15 protein-coding genes and 1 pseudogene are annotated in these 18,612 nt (G+C 28.3%); 7 read left to right on the top strand and 9 right to left on the bottom strand.

What is annotated here, in order from left to right; translation table 11 throughout:
* The first annotated feature begins 190 nt into the window (after positions 1–190).
* The 6 genes and pseudogenes from BRE_RS01690 (at position 191) to BRE_RS01715 (ending at position 8,014) form a co-directional block, all read left to right on the top strand.
* Positions 191–1,777, top strand: a pseudogene (locus tag BRE_RS01690) (peptide ABC transporter substrate-binding protein).
* 432 nt (positions 1,778–2,209) lie between these two features.
* Positions 2,210–3,793, top strand: coding sequence for a peptide ABC transporter substrate-binding protein (locus BRE_RS01695; protein ID WP_041178110.1), 1,584 nt, complete (start codon positions 2,210–2,212; stop codon positions 3,791–3,793).
* A 364-nt stretch (positions 3,794–4,157) separates the two neighbouring features.
* Positions 4,158–5,078 (top strand): ABC transporter permease, encoded by a 921-nt coding sequence (locus tag BRE_RS01700; protein ID WP_012538825.1) that lies wholly within the window; start codon positions 4,158–4,160, stop codon positions 5,076–5,078.
* Positions 5,079–5,091: 13 nt separating this feature from the next.
* Positions 5,092–6,147 carry an ABC transporter permease gene (locus BRE_RS01705; RefSeq protein WP_025400666.1) on the top strand — a complete coding sequence of 352 codons (1,056 nt, stop codon included), beginning with the start codon at positions 5,092–5,094 and terminating at the stop codon, positions 6,145–6,147.
* A 10-nt stretch (positions 6,148–6,157) separates the two neighbouring features.
* The gene (locus BRE_RS01710) at positions 6,158–7,030 is read left to right on the top strand and encodes an ABC transporter ATP-binding protein (RefSeq protein WP_012538096.1); all 873 of its coding nucleotides are present in this window, start codon (positions 6,158–6,160) and stop codon (positions 7,028–7,030) included.
* A complete protein-coding gene (locus tag BRE_RS01715; protein ID WP_012538826.1) occupies positions 7,031–8,014 on the top strand; it encodes an ABC transporter ATP-binding protein in 984 nt (327 codons plus the stop codon).
* A gap of 125 nt (positions 8,015–8,139) precedes the next feature.
* Here the strand turns inward: BRE_RS01715 and BRE_RS01720 are convergent, their stop codons facing one another.
* Entirely contained in the window at positions 8,140–8,895 is a 756-nt protein-coding gene (locus BRE_RS01720; protein WP_041178185.1) for a hypothetical protein, read from the bottom strand.
* A 128-nt stretch (positions 8,896–9,023) separates the two neighbouring features.
* On the opposite strand from BRE_RS01720, the gene eno reads away from it, so the two are divergent.
* A complete protein-coding gene (gene eno, locus BRE_RS01725) occupies positions 9,024–10,322 on the top strand; it encodes a phosphopyruvate hydratase (protein WP_012538828.1) in 1,299 nt (432 codons plus the stop codon).
* 70 nt (positions 10,323–10,392) lie between these two features.
* Here eno and rpsI read toward each other — a convergent pair whose 3' ends face one another.
* From rpsI to BRE_RS01765, 8 genes are all read right to left on the bottom strand, one after another.
* A complete protein-coding gene (gene rpsI / locus BRE_RS01730; RefSeq protein WP_012538829.1) occupies positions 10,393–10,803 on the bottom strand; it encodes a 30S ribosomal protein S9 in 411 nt (136 codons plus the stop codon).
* A gap of 10 nt (positions 10,804–10,813) precedes the next feature.
* Positions 10,814–11,263, bottom strand: a complete 450-nt coding sequence (gene rplM / locus BRE_RS01735) for a 50S ribosomal protein L13 (RefSeq protein ID WP_012538830.1) — start codon at positions 11,261–11,263, stop codon at positions 10,814–10,816.
* A gap of 79 nt (positions 11,264–11,342) precedes the next feature.
* Positions 11,343–12,128, bottom strand: coding sequence for a hypothetical protein (locus tag BRE_RS01740; RefSeq protein ID WP_012538831.1), 786 nt, complete (start codon positions 12,126–12,128; stop codon positions 11,343–11,345).
* Complete coding sequence (gene gatB / locus BRE_RS01745; RefSeq protein ID WP_012538832.1) at positions 12,121–13,578, bottom strand: Asp-tRNA(Asn)/Glu-tRNA(Gln) amidotransferase subunit GatB; 1,458 nt, start codon at positions 13,576–13,578, stop codon at positions 12,121–12,123. The genes BRE_RS01740 and gatB overlap by 8 nt, the downstream gene beginning before the upstream one ends.
* Entirely contained in the window at positions 13,568–15,013 is a 1,446-nt protein-coding gene (gatA, locus tag BRE_RS01750) for an Asp-tRNA(Asn)/Glu-tRNA(Gln) amidotransferase subunit GatA (RefSeq protein WP_012538833.1), read from the bottom strand. The genes gatB and gatA overlap by 11 nt, the downstream gene beginning before the upstream one ends.
* Positions 15,014–15,024: 11 nt before the next feature.
* Positions 15,025–15,300, bottom strand: a complete 276-nt coding sequence (gene gatC, locus BRE_RS01755) for an Asp-tRNA(Asn)/Glu-tRNA(Gln) amidotransferase subunit GatC (RefSeq protein ID WP_012538834.1) — start codon at positions 15,298–15,300, stop codon at positions 15,025–15,027.
* 9 nt (positions 15,301–15,309) lie between these two features.
* Complete coding sequence (locus BRE_RS01760; protein WP_041178111.1) at positions 15,310–17,403, bottom strand: ATP-dependent helicase; 2,094 nt, start codon at positions 17,401–17,403, stop codon at positions 15,310–15,312.
* The gene (locus BRE_RS01765; protein WP_012538836.1) at positions 17,403–18,605 is read right to left on the bottom strand and encodes a helix-turn-helix domain-containing protein; all 1,203 of its coding nucleotides are present in this window, start codon (positions 18,603–18,605) and stop codon (positions 17,403–17,405) included. Before BRE_RS01765 ends, BRE_RS01760 begins: the two co-directional genes overlap by 1 nt.
* Positions 18,606–18,612: the final 7 nt, after the last annotated feature.

Raw genomic sequence — 18,612 nt, forward strand, 5'->3', positions numbered from 1 at the left:
TCCTTTAAAGTTTTTGAAAAACAACATACTAGAAATCCAAAAATACTCAAATGTAATATATAACATGCATCAATAATTTTATATAAATTATACTTTATTTATTTAGCAAATTAAAGTAAAATCCATTCAAGTATATTAAACAAGAATAATTCATTAAAAAATACAAAATATTTATAAAGGAGAATAAATTATGAAATATAAAGTCATAATTCTTTTATCTTTCTTAATTATATGGCTAACTTCTTGTTCAAATAATGAACATAAAGAAAAGATAATATTTAGGACAACAGCTGAATCCGAACCTGATTCACTAGATCCTTAACTAGCTACTTCAGCTCAATCATATAGAATAATCGTAAATATATTTTCAGAATTAACAACAAAAAACACACAAACTGGAGGATATAAACCAGGACTAGCTAAATCTTGGGATATATCTGAAGATGGACTTGTATACACAATGCACCTAAGAGAAGATATATTTTGGAGTGATGGAGTCCCTATTACTGCTGAGGGAATTCGAAAATCTTATCTTAGAGTATTAAATAAAAAAACAGGTTCACAATATGTTGATATTATTAAATCAACAATAAAAAATGCACAAGATTATTTTGATGATAAAATATCAGAATCTGAACTTGTCATTAAAACTATAAATGATTCAACATTAGAAATAACATTAATTAGTCCAAAACCTTATTTTCTTGATATGTTAACGCATCAAACATTCATACCAGTACCAATTCACACTATTGAAAAATACGGACAAAACTGGACAAACCCTGAAAATATAGTAATAAGTGGTGCATATAAATTAAAAGAAAGAACACCAAATGAAAAAATAGTTCTTGAAAAGAATAACAAATATTATAACTTTGCAAATGTCGAAATAGACGAAGTAATATTTTATCAAGCCCAAGGAAACACTGCTTATAATATGTATATAAACGATGAACTTGATTTCTTAACAGCAATAACACCAGAATACCTAGATGAAGCTAGAATAAGAAACGATTATTACTCTCACCCTGCAAACACCTTAATCTATATGGCATTCAACACAACTGTCAAACCACTTAACAATGCAAAAGTTAGAGAAGCTTTAACCCTTGCTATTGACAGAGAAGCTCTAAACAAAATGTCTCTAAAAGGTCAATCACAACCAACTAGAAATATAACCCCATCATTTGAAAACTATGCTTATGGTAAACAATTAAAATTATTTGATCCAGAAAGAGCAAAACAATTATTAGCTGAAGCTGGCTATCCTAATGGTTCAGGTTTTCCTACTCTTAAATACAAAACTTCACAAAAAAACATAATGAAAATAACCGCAGAATTTTTACAAGAACAATTCAAAAAAGTATTAAACATCAATGTTGCGATTGAAATTGAAGAATGGACCACATTTTTAGGTAGCAGAAGAACAGATAATTATCAAATATCACATATGGGATGGACAGGGGACTATGTAGATCCATCAACATTCCTTACTCTATTTACAACAGCAAATTACAACTTTGGCTCATACAGTTATTCAAGTAAGCAATATGATAATTTAATAAACCAATCGAATTTTATCTTAAATCCTACAGAAAGACAAGAAATTTTACGCAAAGCTGAAGAAATAATTGTAGAAAAAGATTTTCCTACAGCTCCACTTTCAATACCAAAATCATATGCTCTCTTTAGACATGATAGATGGATTGGATGGACTCCCAATATTGCAGAAGTTTATCTTTATGAAGATATAAAACAACAAAAAGAAAACACATAAAATATGAAATACAATACAAAAATTAACAAACATAAACACTAACAATTATTCAAATACAAGCCACTTTTATAAATGAGTTATATGAGTGTTTTTTTTAAAACTTAAAAAGTATTTTAAATATAATAAAAGTCTTTAATTAAGAGATCTCTTAACATAAATTACTAAAATATATTTTAGTCTCAATCACAAAATATATACAATATTTCAAATTTCATGAATACATATTTTCAAAATATTCATTTAACGATTTTATTTTATAATTTTCATCAAATCTATTTCAATTAAATATATTTTATGCTTTATTAAATAATTTAAAACAAAACTAAGTAATTTAATAAAAAATTGTCAAAAAATCATCTAAAACTTTTAATCATTTCAGCTAAAATAGAATTAAAGTTAATAAAGGTAATTAAGTTAAATAAGGAGATCAAAATGCAAATAAAAAAAATAACATTCATTATATTTTTTTTAATAACTATCCTATCCTGTAGTAAGGAAAGCAACAAAGAAAATGTATCATTTAAAATCGCTATAGGGGGAGAACCTAAATCAATAGATCCTCAATTAGCTGAAGACAAAATGGGTGCTACTATAATTTTACAAATGTTCAATGGCATCGTAATTGGTGACCCAAAAACTGGCGGATACAAACCAGGGCTAGCTGAATCTTGGGATATATCTCAAGATGGCACTGTATATACATTTAATTTAAGAAAAAATCTTGTTTGGAGTGATGGAGTCCCTATTACTGCTGAGGGTATTCGAAAATCTTACCTTAGAATATTAAATAAAGAAACAGCATCAAATTATGTTGCACTTGTTAAATCAACAATTAAAAATGGAGAAGATTATTTTGAAGGAAAAATATCAGAATCTGAACTTGGTATTAAAGCTATAGACGACCTAACACTAGAAATATCTATTACCTCTCCAAAATCTTATTTTCTAGATATGTTAGTACACCAATCTTTTATACCAGTACCAGTGCATGTTATCGAAAAACATGGAAATAAATGGACAGATCCTGAAAATATGGTAGTAAGTGGCGCATATAAACTAACTGAGAGAACACCAAATGAAAAAATATCACTTACCAAAAATGACTACTACTTTAATGCTAAAAATATTGAAGTACAAGAACTGATATTTTACACAATAAATGACGCATCAACTGCCTACAGAATGTATAAAAATAATGAAATCGATGCTGTCTTTGCAATAATTCCATCTGACCTAATAAAAGAAATAGAATTAAGAAATGATTATTACTCATCACCTATTAATGGTCTTTATTACTATTCATTCAACACACATATCAAACCTCTTGACAATGTAAAAATCAGAGAAGCTTTAACTCTTGCTATTGACAGACAAACATTGACATCAAAAATTATAAAAAATGGGGCTATTCCAACAAGAAATGTAAGTCCAAAATTCAACAATTATTCCTATAAAAAATCATTAGAACTATTCAACCCACAAAAAGCAAAACAATTAATGAGTGAAGCTGGTTATCCTGATGGAAAAGGTTTTCCTACATTAAAAATCAAATATAATACAAATGAAAATCACAAAAAAATTGCTGAATTTATTCAAAACCAATGGTTGAAAATTTTAAAGATCAATATTGAACTTACAAATGAAGAATGGGCATCATTTCTAGACAACAAACAAAAAGGTAATTATGAAATAGCAAGATCTGGTTGGATAGGTGATTATGCAGATCCATCAACATTTTTAACTTTATTTCAAAAGGGACTTTCAAATTTTTCATCATACAATTATTTTAATGAAGAATATGAAAATTTAATGAAACAATCTAATTTTGAACAAGATCCGATTAAAAGACAAGATATATTAAGAGAAGCCGAATCAATAATTATAGAGAAAGATTTTCCGATAGCTCCAATATACATATATGCAGGAAATTATTTATTTAAAAACGATAAATGGACTGGATGGGAACCTAACATTGCAGAAAGATTTGACTTTTCGCAACTTAAACTCATAAAATAGAAAAAACAGACATCTAAATGAAACATTTTTGTTAGATGTCTGTAAATTAATAATTTTAAAAAATCAAAATTATAATTATATATTTAATACAAAAAGATTTACCTACAAAAATTCAAATATAATACTGACAGATGAAATTAACTACTCATACAACATACTACCTTAATTAAAGCAATATAATATTAATATTATAAAGACAAAAGCAAGAAAACCATTAAGTCTACTTAAAATCAACAAAATCAATAGTTACAAATCAATTAAAATAAAGTGAATTTTTTTGAATAATATCTCACCTTCTATGTTACAATGGTTCATTATATAACGCATACAAATCTTTATCTTTCTATCATAGTAAGGAGCAATTATGTTAAGGTTTAGTATACAAAAATTACTAGAAACATTACCAACTTTAATAATAATAATTTTTTTATGTTTTTTGATAATGAGACTTGCTCCCGGAAATCCATTCGATTCTGAAAAACCAATTGATCCTCAAGTAAAAGAAAAACTAATGCAAAAATATCACCTTGATAAGCCTTTTTATATGCAAGCTTATTACTATATTAAAAATATATTAAAAGGTGACTTTGGTCCATCAATAGCAAAAAAGGACTTAAGTGTAAATCAATATATAAAATTAGGGTTTCCTAAGTCATTTACAATTGGAATAATTAGTCTTATAATATCTCTTACACTTGGAATTGTACTGGGCTCACTAGCAGCAATCAACAAAAACACACACATAGATTATATAATAAGAATGGCTGCTATATTTGGAATTTCCGTGCCCACATTTATAACCGGTCCTATTTTACAATACATTTTATCTGTCAAATTAAAATTGTTCTATACTTCTGGATGGATTTCAGAAAGAGGTGGCCTTGCAAATTTAATTATGCCAATATTAACAATGAGTTTACCATGGATAGCTATTTTTACGCGCATAATTAGAGGTTCTATGCTAGAAATTTTAAATAGTGATTTTGTACGAACAGCAAAAGCTAAAGGACTAAGCTTTAATGTAATAATTAGAAAGCATGTACTTATAGGAGCTATACTGCCAATTGTAAGCTATATAGGCCCTGCATTTGCTGGTATAATTTCTGGAAGTATGGTTATCGAACAAATATTCAGAATTGCTGGAATGGGCATATTTACAATAGAAGCATCTCTAAACAGAGATTATCCATTACTAATGGGCTCATTATTAGTATATTCAGCAATATTGCTCATCTCCATTTTGGCATCTGATATTATATACAAAAAACTTGATCCAAGAATATAGGAGAACAAATCAAATGAGCAATATAAAACAAAATACATGTGTAAACATCGATACTCAAACAGCAAATAAAAGAGCATGGTTAAGATTTAAAGAAAATAAACTTGCGTATATTAGTATATTTGTCATTGGATTTTACATGGCAATTGCAATACTTCAGCCAATATTACCAATATATAAATATTATACTCAAATTGTAGAACATGTCGATTTACCTCCATCTTTTAGATATGCAGGAGAACTTTGGTACAAAAAAGAACTTGATTTTATAAAAAGATTAGCAAAAAAGGAAAATAGAGAAATCAATGAAGAAGAAAAAGAAAAACTTGAGGAGATAAAAAGAAAGATAGAAACTGAAATCCAAATTATTAATGGAAAAGAAACTAAAATACACAAAAGAATATATTTACTAGGCACAGATAATCTTGGACGAGACTTGCTTTCACGCATAATACAAGGAAGTCAAATATCGATATCTATCGGATTTATTGGAGCATTAATATCAATGCTTATAGGAAGCATAATAGGAGCAACAGCAGGTTTCTTTGGCGGCATCATAGATAGAATTATAACTAAAATAACGGAAGTTCTCTATTCTTTACCTAATTTACTTGTAATAATAACTTTAATGACGATTATGGAAAGAAACATCATCGGCTTATTTATTGCAATAAGTATAATCTCATGGTTAACAATTTCTAGAATTGTAAGAGGACAAGTAAAAACACTCTCACAATCTGAATTCATAGAAGCCGCCAGGACATTGGGTGCAACAAATAGAAGAATGATATTCAAACATTTAATACCCAATAGCTTTGGAATGATAGTGATTATTACAACAATGAATGTTCCCTCATTCATTATACTTGAATCATTTCTATCATTTCTAGGACTTGGAATATCAGCACCAATGACTAGTTGGGGAGAATTAATTAAAAATGGAATTCCTACATTTATTGAATATCCATGGAAAATTTTCATACCAGCATCAATCATGACAATTTTCCTATTATTTATGAACTTCTTAGGCGACGGATTACGAGATGCATTTGATCCAAAAGATAACCTCTAAGGAGATATAAATGAACGAAAACTATATGCTAGAAATCAAAAATTTAACAATTGAATTTCAATTAAAACACACAACAATATATCCTGTAAATAATATAAATTTAAAAATGAAAAGAGGAGAAATTAGAGCTATTGTTGGAGAATCTGGCAGTGGAAAATCTGTCACAAGCATGGCAATATTAAAACTATTACCCGAATCTACAACGATATATAAAACTGGAGAAATAATATTCGAAAATCAAGATTTACTGAAACTCAAAGAAAAAGAACTTCAAAGCATAAGAGGTAATAAAATAGCAATGATATTTCAAGATCCAATGACGTCTCTAAATCCATATCTAAAAATATCCACACAAATTGAAGAGACAATCATGTTACACCAAAAATTAAATAAAAAGCAAGCAAAACAAAAAGCAATAGAAATGTTGAAAACAGTTGGTGTTATAAACGCAGAAGAGAGAATAAAACACTATCCACATCAATTCTCAGGAGGAATGAGACAAAGAGTGATGATTGCAATGGCATTAAGTTGTCATCCATCATTATTAATTGCAGATGAACCTACAACAGCTCTTGATGTCACAATTCAAGAGCAAATACTATTACTAATTAAAAATCTCTCTAGGAAATTTAATACCTCCACCATATTAATAACACATGATTTAGGAGTAGTAGCAGAAATATGCGATACTGTCTCTGTAATGTACCAAGGAAAATTTGTAGAAGAAGGAACAGTACAAGAAATATTTAAAAATCCTAAACATCCATACACAATTGGACTTTTAAAATCAATACTAACTCTTGATAAAAATCCAAATGAAAAACTTTATTCAATTAAAGATTATCCCATTGAAACTATTACAAATAACAACGAGGGTATTTAAATGACAAATGAAAAAGATATAATTCTTAAAGTAGAAAATTTGGTACAAACATTCACAATCGGAGAAAACTTTTTATTTTGGAAAAATAAACGTAAAGTAAACGCTGTAAACGGCATTAGTTTCGAAGTTGAACGTAACAAAACACTAGGACTTGTTGGCGAATCTGGATGTGGAAAATCAACAACATTAAGAACAATAATGCAACTCTATACACCAACATCTGGTAGAATATATTTTAATGGTAAAGACATAACAAAACTGTCAAAAAAAGAACTTTTAAAGACAAAAAAAGACATGCAAATGGTATTTCAAGATCCACACACATCCCTAAATCCAAGAATGACAATAAGAGAAATAATAGCAGAACCACTTGTGATATACAATGAAAACAAAATTATTCCACGAACAAAACAAGAAATAGAACAAAGAGTAAATGAATTAATGGATATTACTGGTCTCTCAAAAAGCATGTTATCTAGATATCCACACGAATTTTCAGGAGGACAGAGACAAAGAATAGGTATAGCAAGGGCACTAGCTTTAAACCCTAAACTTTTATTATTAGATGAAGCTGTATCTGCATTAGATGTGTCAATCAGAGCACAAATTTTAAACTTACTTAAAGATTTACAAAAAGAATTAAGTCTATCTTATCTATTCATTTCACATGACTTAGCAGTAGTAAAATACATGAGCGACAAAATTGCCGTAATGTATCAGGGTATAATCTTAGAAATTGCACCTAGAGAAATTTTATTTTCAAATCCTAAACATCCATACACAAAAACATTAATAGCCTCTATTCTAGAAATTGATCCAGAAAAAATAAAAAATAAAACTATTAAGCTTGATGAACCATCTTTAACGAATATACGAAATACATATTCACCAACAGAAAATGAAATTCTTGAAGAAGTAGAGAAAGATCATTTTGTATCTAAATATCTTTTTGATGAGATGAATAGTTTACTTAATAAAAACTAAAATAGTAAAACATATAAAACACAACTTTTACTTGTTTTTTGAAATCTTCTTCCCTTAAATAGGGACCATAATTTAATAAACCCAATGTAAATTAATGAATAAAAATTAAATTTTAATTTGAATATTTAGTTATCAAAATAAGAGACTTCAAAATCTACCTTATTCTCAACATTTTCAACTGAATATAAATTAACCCTATTTACATTATTCTTATCTATAACCTTATTCCCAGAATCTACAAAATAATAATAAATCCTACCCTTAGGAAGATCTTTAAGCTTAATAGTATATACACCCTTACGTGATTCTTGCTCAACCAATCTGTTTAAAAACGGATTAAAATTATTAAAATTGCCAGCTATTGTAACAATATGTCCAGGTTGTCCTATATAAAAAAGTTCTACTTCCCTACCATCAGACGAATCAATTGGATTTCTCAAAGAAACATAACCATAATCCACACCTATATCAATTATAGAAAACGGAATTAGATCCTTATTAAAAACTACATTTTTATTATATTCATCATTTGTCCAGATACCATCCACAATAAGTCTATATTTGATTTTACCAATTCCATGAGGAAGATTAATTTTTACGAAAAAAAGCCCATATTTATTTTTTTTAAACAAATATTTTTTCGCATAATCATCAAACTCAAAAGCAGCAAAAATCTTTCGAATACCCTTATTTGGAGGATAAAACATAATAACTCGCTTAGAATCAACAATAGGTGATAAATTATTTTCTCTGGTCGATACTTCTAAAAATTCATTTAAAGACAAATCAAAATTTTCAATTATATAACTCGTTGCTAAAACATTAATAACATTACAGAAAAAAAATATAGAACAAAATAACCATCGCAAAGTTTTTCCCATAATTGAATTATAAAACTCGCCAAACAATTCTTTTACAAAAAGACTACACATTTATTTTATTTGTTATTATACTAAAAATATATACTAAAGTAAATATACATAAATATTAACCAACAAGGAGTGTAAAAATGGGCTTTCATATTTATGAAATAAAAGCTAGACAAATAATTGATTCTAGAGGCAATCCAACTGTTGAAGCAGACGTCATACTTGAAGATGGTACTCTAGGTAGAGCAGCTGTTCCATCAGGTGCATCAACAGGAACTAATGAAGCTGTTGAATTAAGAGATGGTGATAAATCCGTTTATATGGGAAAAGGAGTACTTAAAGCAGTTGAAAATATAATAAATATAATCTCTCCAGAACTTGAAGGAATGAGTGCTTTAAACCAAGTTGAAATTGATAGAAAAATGCTTGAACTTGATGGAACTCCTAACAAATCAAAACTTGGGACTAATGCTATTCTTGCAGTTTCAATGGCTACAGCAAGAGCAGCAGCTGAACATCTTGGACTTAAAGTTTATCAATACCTTGGTACATACAAAGCCAACATTTTACCTACACCAATGTGCAATATCATAAACGGAGGTGCCCACTCTGACAATTCTGTTGATTTTCAAGAATTTATGATAATGCCAATTGGAGCAAAAACATTTAGTGATGCAATAAGAATGTCTGCTGAAGTTTTTCATACACTTAAGAGTATTTTAAGCAAAAAAGGTTATGCAACATCCGTGGGGGATGAAGGGGGATTTGCACCAAATTTAAAATCAAATGAAGAAGCTTGTGAAGTTATTATGGAAGCCATAAAAAGTGCAGGATATACACCTGGAACAGATATTGCAATTGCTCTTGATCCAGCAACATCTGAATTATATGATCCAAAAACAAAAAAATATGTATTTAAATGGTCAACAAAAGAAGAATTAACATCTCAAGAAATGGTTGAATATTGGGCAAAATGGGTAGAAAAATATCCTATTATATCAATTGAAGATGGAATGGCTGAAGAAGACTGGGATGGCTGGAAAAAACTTACAGATAAAATTGGAAATAAAATTCAACTTGTAGGAGATGATTTATTTGTAACAAATACATCATTCCTAAAAAAAGGAATTGAAATGAAAGTTGCAAATGCAATCTTAATTAAAGTAAATCAAATTGGAACATTAACTGAAACTTTTGAAGCTGTAGAAATGGCAAAAAAAGCAGGCTATACTGCAATAGTATCACATAGATCAGGAGAAACAGAAGATACAACAATTGCTGATCTTGTTGTTGCACTTGGAACAGGACAAATCAAAACAGGTTCTCTATCCAGAACAGATAGAATTGCAAAATACAATCAATTATTAAGAATAGAAGAAGAATTGGGCAGTATTGCCGAATATCATGGAAAAGACGTATTTTATTCCATTAATAAATAAGAATAAATAATTAAAGCCCTCTTTCAAAGGGCTTATTTTTATATAAACAAAATAATATAAAAATAAATATCTATCTTTTTGAAAATTGGAAACTCTTCCTAGCTTTCTTTTTCCCAAACTTCTTACGTTCAACTTTTCGTGAATCTCTTGTTAAAAATTCATTGGATTTAAGAACCATTTTATACTCTTCATCAAGATCAAAAAGAGCCCTTGCAATACCATGTCTAATAGCACCAGCCTGACCTGAAATACCTCCACCATAAACATTAATATAAATATCATATTTACCAAGAGTATGCGTTAAAGCTAATGGGGATAAAGCTATTGTTTTTAACTTTTCAAGCTGCATGTAAACATCAAAATTCTTGTGGTTAATCTTAATGTCACCCTTACCTTCTCTAATATAAACCCTAGCAACAGAAGACTTTCTGCGCCCTGTACCCATTCCTAAATTAACACCCTTAACATCTGATTTTGCCATTTTTCCTCTCTTAATTTGCTTCTAATTTATAAAGATTCTGAGAGCTAAGCTTATGATTAGCATCAGCAAAAACCTTTAGATTTCTAAAAAGCTCACGACCCAAAGGACCCTTTGGCAACATGCCCTTAATAGCAATTTCAAGAGGAGCTGTTGGTTTTCTTTCAGATAATGTTCTATAAGTATCAGAATAAAGACCTCCAGGATATCTTGAATGTCTATAATAAATTTTTTGAAAATATTTCTTACCAGTAAGCTTAACCTTTGAAGCATTAATAATAACAACATTATCACCTAAATCTTGGTGAGGAGTATAATAAGGTTTATGTTTGCCCCTCAGAATTTTAATAGCTTCTGTAGCAATTCTACCAAGAACTTTATCCGAAGCATCAATCACATACCACTTTTTCTTCACGTATCTTGGTTTCATCCATATTGTCTTATTATTAGTCATTTTATTCATAATAATATAAAGTCCTCGCTTAGATATTCTACAAAATTATACTTTTTCATTGTATTATTTGTAAGTTAACCTGTCAATACTAACATCCAAATTTGTTTTGAAGCTTAGCAGAAATTTTTCGAAAACCATCTAAATCTCCTTTAGAAAATTTCAAAGGTAAAAGTGAAGGAAAATCAAAAACAGGACTAATTAAATATCCATTACTTAAATATTCCTTAAAAACCTCACCATGATATTCAGATTTATAGCAAGGAAACATATACCTATTAATTAATTTAAACATAGGAGTAGAAAAAATATCAAAATTAATTTTTAAACTTTTTTCATAAGATAAAATTTTAACAAGCATATGCTTAGCAACTGCTAAAGTTAAAGCATCAAAAGAATCTCTAAATTCCATTTTTTTAGATAAATTATCTACTATAACAATATTAATAGACATACATCCAGGCATTGGAAGCTTTATAAACATAGGATATCTCACATTATTAAATCCAAACTTAAACTCATATATACCCTGCCTCACTTCCCAAGGATTACTAAAATAATTTTGACCTGTTAATGACAACAAAAAATCTCTAGCATCTCTTTCAAACCTAAAAACACGCACAAATCCTGCTTCTTTAAAGTAAGAAAAAAAAACATTTTCAAATTGCTTTTTAAATATAGATGGATAAGATGCTGTAAGCCCTCTTGAAAAAGTTTGCTTAAGAATCAGATTTAATCCTTGAACTCTATGCCCTAAAAAATTTAAACCTTCATTTAAATATAAATCTAAATACCGATTACCATTAATATCATAAAGATAAAAAAATCTTGCTCTTTTAATTATGGGAAAACAACTAAATAAAGATTTACTACACATCCTGCAATTTATTCATTAAAATTTCATTTGAAAGAACAGGATTAACCTTACCAGAAGTTTTACGCATAATTTGTCCCATCATAAATTTAACAGCATGACTTTTCCCTTTTTTGTAAAGTTCAATTGATTTAGGATTTTCGTTTAACACTTCAATTACAATTGATTCAATAAACGATTTATCGCTTATCTGTTCTAATTTTTTTTCATTGATAATAGTAATAGAAGAAACATTTCTGTCAACCATTTCTAAAAATATTTCCTTAGAAATCTTTCCACTTATTTTTCCATTAAGAATAAATTCAACAAGCTCACCAATATATGATGCTGGTAAATTAAAATCAAGTATACCTATTTCCCTTTCATTTAACACACTTAACACTTCAGATAATATCCAATTAGCCACTTTCTTAGGTTCACTTGAAGTTAATGCTGCCTCTTCAAAATATTTAACCAAATTTTTATCTGAAGTTAAAGTTACAACATCAAAATCACTAAGCCCATACTGCTCTTGCAACCTAATTCTTGCATCAAAAGGTAACTCCACCATCCTATGAGATTTAATATTTTCAATATAATCACTCTCAAGTTTAATTAAAGGTAAATCTGGATCCTTGATATAACGATAATCAGATATTGTTTCTTTGCTTCTTTGAAGAACTGTAATACCTTTCTTATCATCAAATCCCATTGTACACTTCCCGACACTTTCCAAAGTTTTTCTATACAAAATCCATTCTTCTTTTTGTTTTGACTCCTCATAATCAATTGCTAACTTTACTGACTTAAAAGAATTTAAATTTTTTATCTCAGAAATGGGAGTTTTATAGTTAACATCATTCTCATTAATAAGTAAGTTAATATTAACATCACAACGAAATGATCCATTTTCCATACTACACTCAGACAAATCAAGATATCTAAAAATTTCCCTTAAAGCATTCAAATAAGCTACGGCTTCTTCTCCACTACGTATATCAGGTTGTGATACAATTTCTAGCAATGGTGCTCCTGCACGATTAAAATCAATATAACTTTGATTATCATTTGAAAGCAAATGCAAACTTTTTCCAGAATCCTCTTCCATATGTATTCTTGCAATATTAATTCTTTTTACACCCAAACTAGTTTTAATAAAAATAAACCCATTCTCACAAATAGGCGCATCATTTTGAGATATTTGGTATCCTTTGGGCAAATCAGGATAAGCATAATGCTTTCTATCGAATTTAACAATATTTCTAATTGTAGAATTAGTAGCATGCCCTGCCAAAATTGCACTACTAACAAGTTCTTTATTTACGCTAGGTAATGCTCCAGGAAGTCCAAGACATATTGGACAAACACGAGAATTTGGAATTCCACCAAAATCATTTTTACATCCACAAAAAGCTTTAGTCTTTAATCCTAATTGTACGTGGACTTCTAATCCAATAAGCAATTTATATTCCATCTAATTCTAATTCCTCTATTATATTTTTTGAAAAACTTAAAAGTTCAAAATCCCTCTTAACTCTACCAATAACTTGCATACCAATAGGTAATCCCTTATCATCTTTAGCAAATGGAATTGAAAGTGCAGGAAAACCAATAAGATTGGCAATCACAGTACATAAATCAGAATAATACATTTTCAAAGGATCATCAAAATTTTCACCTATTTTAAAAGGTTTCAAAAAACTTGTGGGAGTTATAATATACGAATAATTGTTAAAAATTTCATCAAATTTTGGAATCAATACGTTTTCTATAATTTTACAAGCCTTAGTATAATATTCCAAATCATATCCTTCTGATAATAAATAATTACCAAGTACAACACGCCTTTTAACTTCTTCTTGTAAAAATAAACTTCTATGTTTGTAATAAAAATCATTAAGACTCAATGTATCATTTAATCTTTTCCCATAATGAAGACAAGTATAACGAGCAAGATTAGATGCAGCTTCAACAGGAGATATTGAATAATAAAGAGAAAGTACAAAATTAACTGCTTCTATTGAAATTTCATGTATCTCAACACCCTTACTTAAAAGAGCAGACTTAAATTTAGAAAACTCACAATAAATATCCTCTTCCATCAAGTCTTTACTAAACTCTTTAATAACAGCCAATTTAGTACCTTTTAAAGGTTTATTTAATAATGGATAGGGTTCTTGAATAATATCTATACTAGTAGAATCCATTGTATCAATTCCACAAGTATATTTTAATATTAAAGCCACGTCATCAATAGAATTAGCAAAAAATCCTATTTGATCAAGAGACGAAGAATAAGATGACAGTCCATAGCGAGACAATCCTCCATAGGAAGGCTTAAATCCAATTACACCTGCAAATGAAGCAGGAAGCCTAACAGAACCACCCGTATCACTTCCAAGTGAAAAAGGGGATTGACCTCTAGCAACAACAGCTGCAGAACCACCAGAACTTCCCCCCACAACATATTCTTTATTTGAAGGATTAAGAGTAACTCCATAATAAGAAAATTCACAAGAAGAACCCATTGCAAACTCATCCATATTAGTTCTTCCAATTATAATTGCCCCATTATCTTTTAATCTTTTAATAACAGTTGCATCATAAGGAGAAATATAACCTTGCAAAATCTCAGATGCACAAGTTAAATCTTTATTTTTAATTGCAATATTATCCTTAACTGCAATAGGAATACCAAGTAAAGGCAAATCTTGTCCCCCACCTTTACTTAAAAGATCATCATATTCTTTGGCTATTTCCAATGCATCATCAAAAAACTCAACATAACCATTAATATCTCTATTATCTTCATAAACTTTCTTATAATAAAGGATAATATCATAAATCTTATATTTCCGAGTCAATATTAATTCTTTAATTTTTATTAAATTCAAACCACTTAAGTCCAAATCATTACTCCCTATTCAAGTACTTTAGGTGATAAAAAATAACCATCAACAAAAACATTGCTAAAATTCTTAATAGATTCTATTGTCAACGAAGGCAAAATCTCATCATCTCTTAAGTCAGAAAAATTACATACTGCTTTATGGAAGCCATCTTTAATTTTAAATTCAGAAATTTTATCTAACATACAAACAATTTTTTCAAATTTCATAACAAATTGCTGCTTTTCATCTTCACTTAACTTTAATAAACTCAATTTTAAACTATTCTCTAAATGAATATTTTTCAAATTTCACCTCTACATTTTAGAAAGTTTTTTAATATAACTTGAACTCAAAATAGCTTTTTTCCCATTTTTCAAACTAATCTTAAGAAATGGTCCACCATCTTGGTACCACTTATCAACAATAATGCCATTCTCACCATTATAAATTATATAATCGCCAATATTAAAATTTTTATTATCACTTCGTGTAAAAAAAAATTTAAAATTATCTTTCAAATATTCTGGAACAAAAACAATATCATAATTATCCTTATGGATCTCTTGAAAAAAAACTGATATAGCTGTATTTTTTAATATTCCTTTAAAAAATCTTTGCAAATTTATTGTAATAAAAAGTTCGAATTTAGCCCTAGTAATAGCAACATAAAAAAGTCTCCTCTCTTCTTCTAATCTATCAGCTGTCAATTCTTCAATCTCAGAAGGTAATAAACCTTTCTCAAGACCAGATATTATTACCCTATCAAACTCAAGTCCTTTAACGCCATGAATTGAAGAGAGTAACACACTAGATGCAAAATCTCCATGAACTAAAGGAGACAAAGACGAATTTTCAAGAAATATCACAAGACCTTCAAAACTACCAGAATATTCAACTCCACTACTAATAAGCTCATCAATATTTTTTGATTTCTCATCCTTATCAAATTTTTGATAATAATTCCAAATTCCAAATCCCATTGTAACATCTTTAATAAATTCAGATAAATTTACATATATACCCTTTTGTATATTTTCTTTTAATTCATCATATAAACTTAAAAATATATCAAGAGAATCTCTTGCTTTTCCTTTAAGATTTTTAACAACTTTTCTACTTGCAAGCATTAAGTCAAGATTAACATCAGTATCATTTAATGTCGCAATTATCTTATCAATGGTAGTTTTACCAAGACCTCTTGCAGGTTTATTTATTATTCTCAAAAAAGATACTTTATCTTTTTTATTTACAAAAAGTCTTAACAAAGATATGACATCCTTAATTTCTTCTCTTTCATAGAATCTAATTGAACCTAATATTTTATGAGCAATATTATTTTTAAAAAAAGCCTTCTCAAATTGCAAAGATTGATGATTAAATCTATAAAGAACAGCTGTTTCAAGCTTATTTTCAATAAGAAAATTTGCAAAATACTCAGCTTCTTCTGTAGGATTTTGAAATATAAAAATTTTTATTTTTTTACCTATCTTATTTTCCGTAGCTATTACTTTATCATACCTATTTTGATTTTTTGAAATAATATTATTTGCAACATTGACAATACTTAAACTAGAACGATAATTTTGAACCAAATAATATTTAGACACATTATCAAATGTTCTTTCAAATTCAAGAATATTTTCAACTCTAGCACCTCTAAAAGAATATATAGACTGATCCTCATCTCCCACTACCATAAAATATGCATCTTTATAATACAGTTCTCTTAAAAACAAAAACTGTGAATAATTAGTATCTTGATATTCATCCACAAAAATAGCCTTAAATCTTTTTTGCACCCTCATTCTAATATTTTCGCAATTTTGTAACATCAAAACAGATTTAAGAATAAGATCGGCAAAATCAAAAGCATTACTTTTAGATTTTTCCTGTTCATAAAATTCAATCTCAGAATAAATTTTATCATCAAAACCACAATTATTATGTAAAGAATAATTCTCTTTATATTTCAATATTGACGATGTTACATACTTGGCACATTCAATATTTGATGCAAGTCCAATTTGTTTAACAAATTTAACAACATCATTAACATCCCAAATTGTAAAATTTGAATCATAATTTTCATCATATTCTTTAAAGTAAAGTCGCAAAAGCCAAGCACCAAAAGAATGAAAAGTTTGAATATGTAAAGACCTATCAAAATTAAAAAGAGAATTCAATCTAAAATTCATTTCACGTGCTGCTTTATTTGTAAACGTTAAAGCAAGAATTTCTTCTGGTTTTACTTTACCTTTATTTATTAAATGCGCAAACTTAGCTGTTATAACCCTCGTCTTACCACTGCCTGGCCCTGCCAAAACAAGAATGGGGTTCGTAGTATCATCAAAGACAATTTGCTTTTGATCAAAATTTAAACTAAAAAGAAATTTTTGTATTTCACTCATCAATAAACTTCAGAAACTTTAAGATCAAAACCACCTGGTGTTTTTAACCAAAAAAATTGAATTGCTATCATTTCACTTCCATAACTTTTTAAAACAGAAGTAACATCTTTACCTTGAAGAACAATATTAACATCAGAAAGTCTTGTAAAAAACAAAATTAAAGACTTTTTAAAATTTAAATTTAAAGGATCACTTCCCTTCAATAAAAGCAAAGACTTACCATAAAGATTATTCTCATCAACATATCGTAAAAACGTATCATTTAAAAAATTAATTGATAAATTAATATCAGAAATATTTGTAGAAGAATATACTGTAGGATATTCACTAATCACTCTATTTTTAGGACCATTAACTTCAAATCCCCAATTTACAACATTAAATCTATTAGAAAGATTGGTCTCAAAAACATATTCAACATTAAGCATAAAAGATTCCAAACTTACATGAGCCTTTCTAACCTTATCTTGAGAATAATTATCATATACAATTTTAACTCTTATATTACCATTCAAATCAACTTCTCGAAATTTGCCTAAATTAAAAACATATTGCTCATTTTCTAAATCATTTGTAATAACCAAATCATCGTTCATAAAAGAAACTCTATATTTTGCAATAGAATTTCCAAAAATTAAGGACAAAAAATCACCTTCTCCAAGCACAACATTCCAAAAATTTTCTTTATCAAATAAAACCTCATGAACCTCTGGTACTCTTTTTCCAACATAATTTGCCTTAAAAATTCTTCCTAAAATTTGTTTAAAACCACTAATATTTGTAACTACAAACACTAGAAATACAATCCCAACCACTCCCACTAATATCTTAATTATCTTAGAAAAACCTATATTAGTTACATCAAAATATTTATTTCCAAGCTTACTCTCACTTACAAAAGTTACACTACCATTTTGATCATCAGACTTAATACCAATATAATTACTATTAAGTCTTCTCTTATATTCTTTAAAGAGAGATGAAACATACCAAACATCAACTCCCAAATATTCACTATAAGTCCTTAAAAAACCCACAGCCAAAACTTCATTTGGAAATGATTCAATATTAGAATCTTCAAGTGCTCTAAGATATTTAATAGAAATCCTAATATCATCAGCTATCATCTCCAAAGTAAAGCCCTTATCAATCCGAGTTTTTTTTAAAAAATCTCCAAATCTAATGAAATCGCTTCTGTCCATATATTAA

The organism is Borrelia recurrentis A1, from assembly GCF_000019705.1.
Classification (GTDB): Bacteria; Spirochaetota; Spirochaetia; order Borreliales; family Borreliaceae; genus Borrelia; species Borrelia duttonii.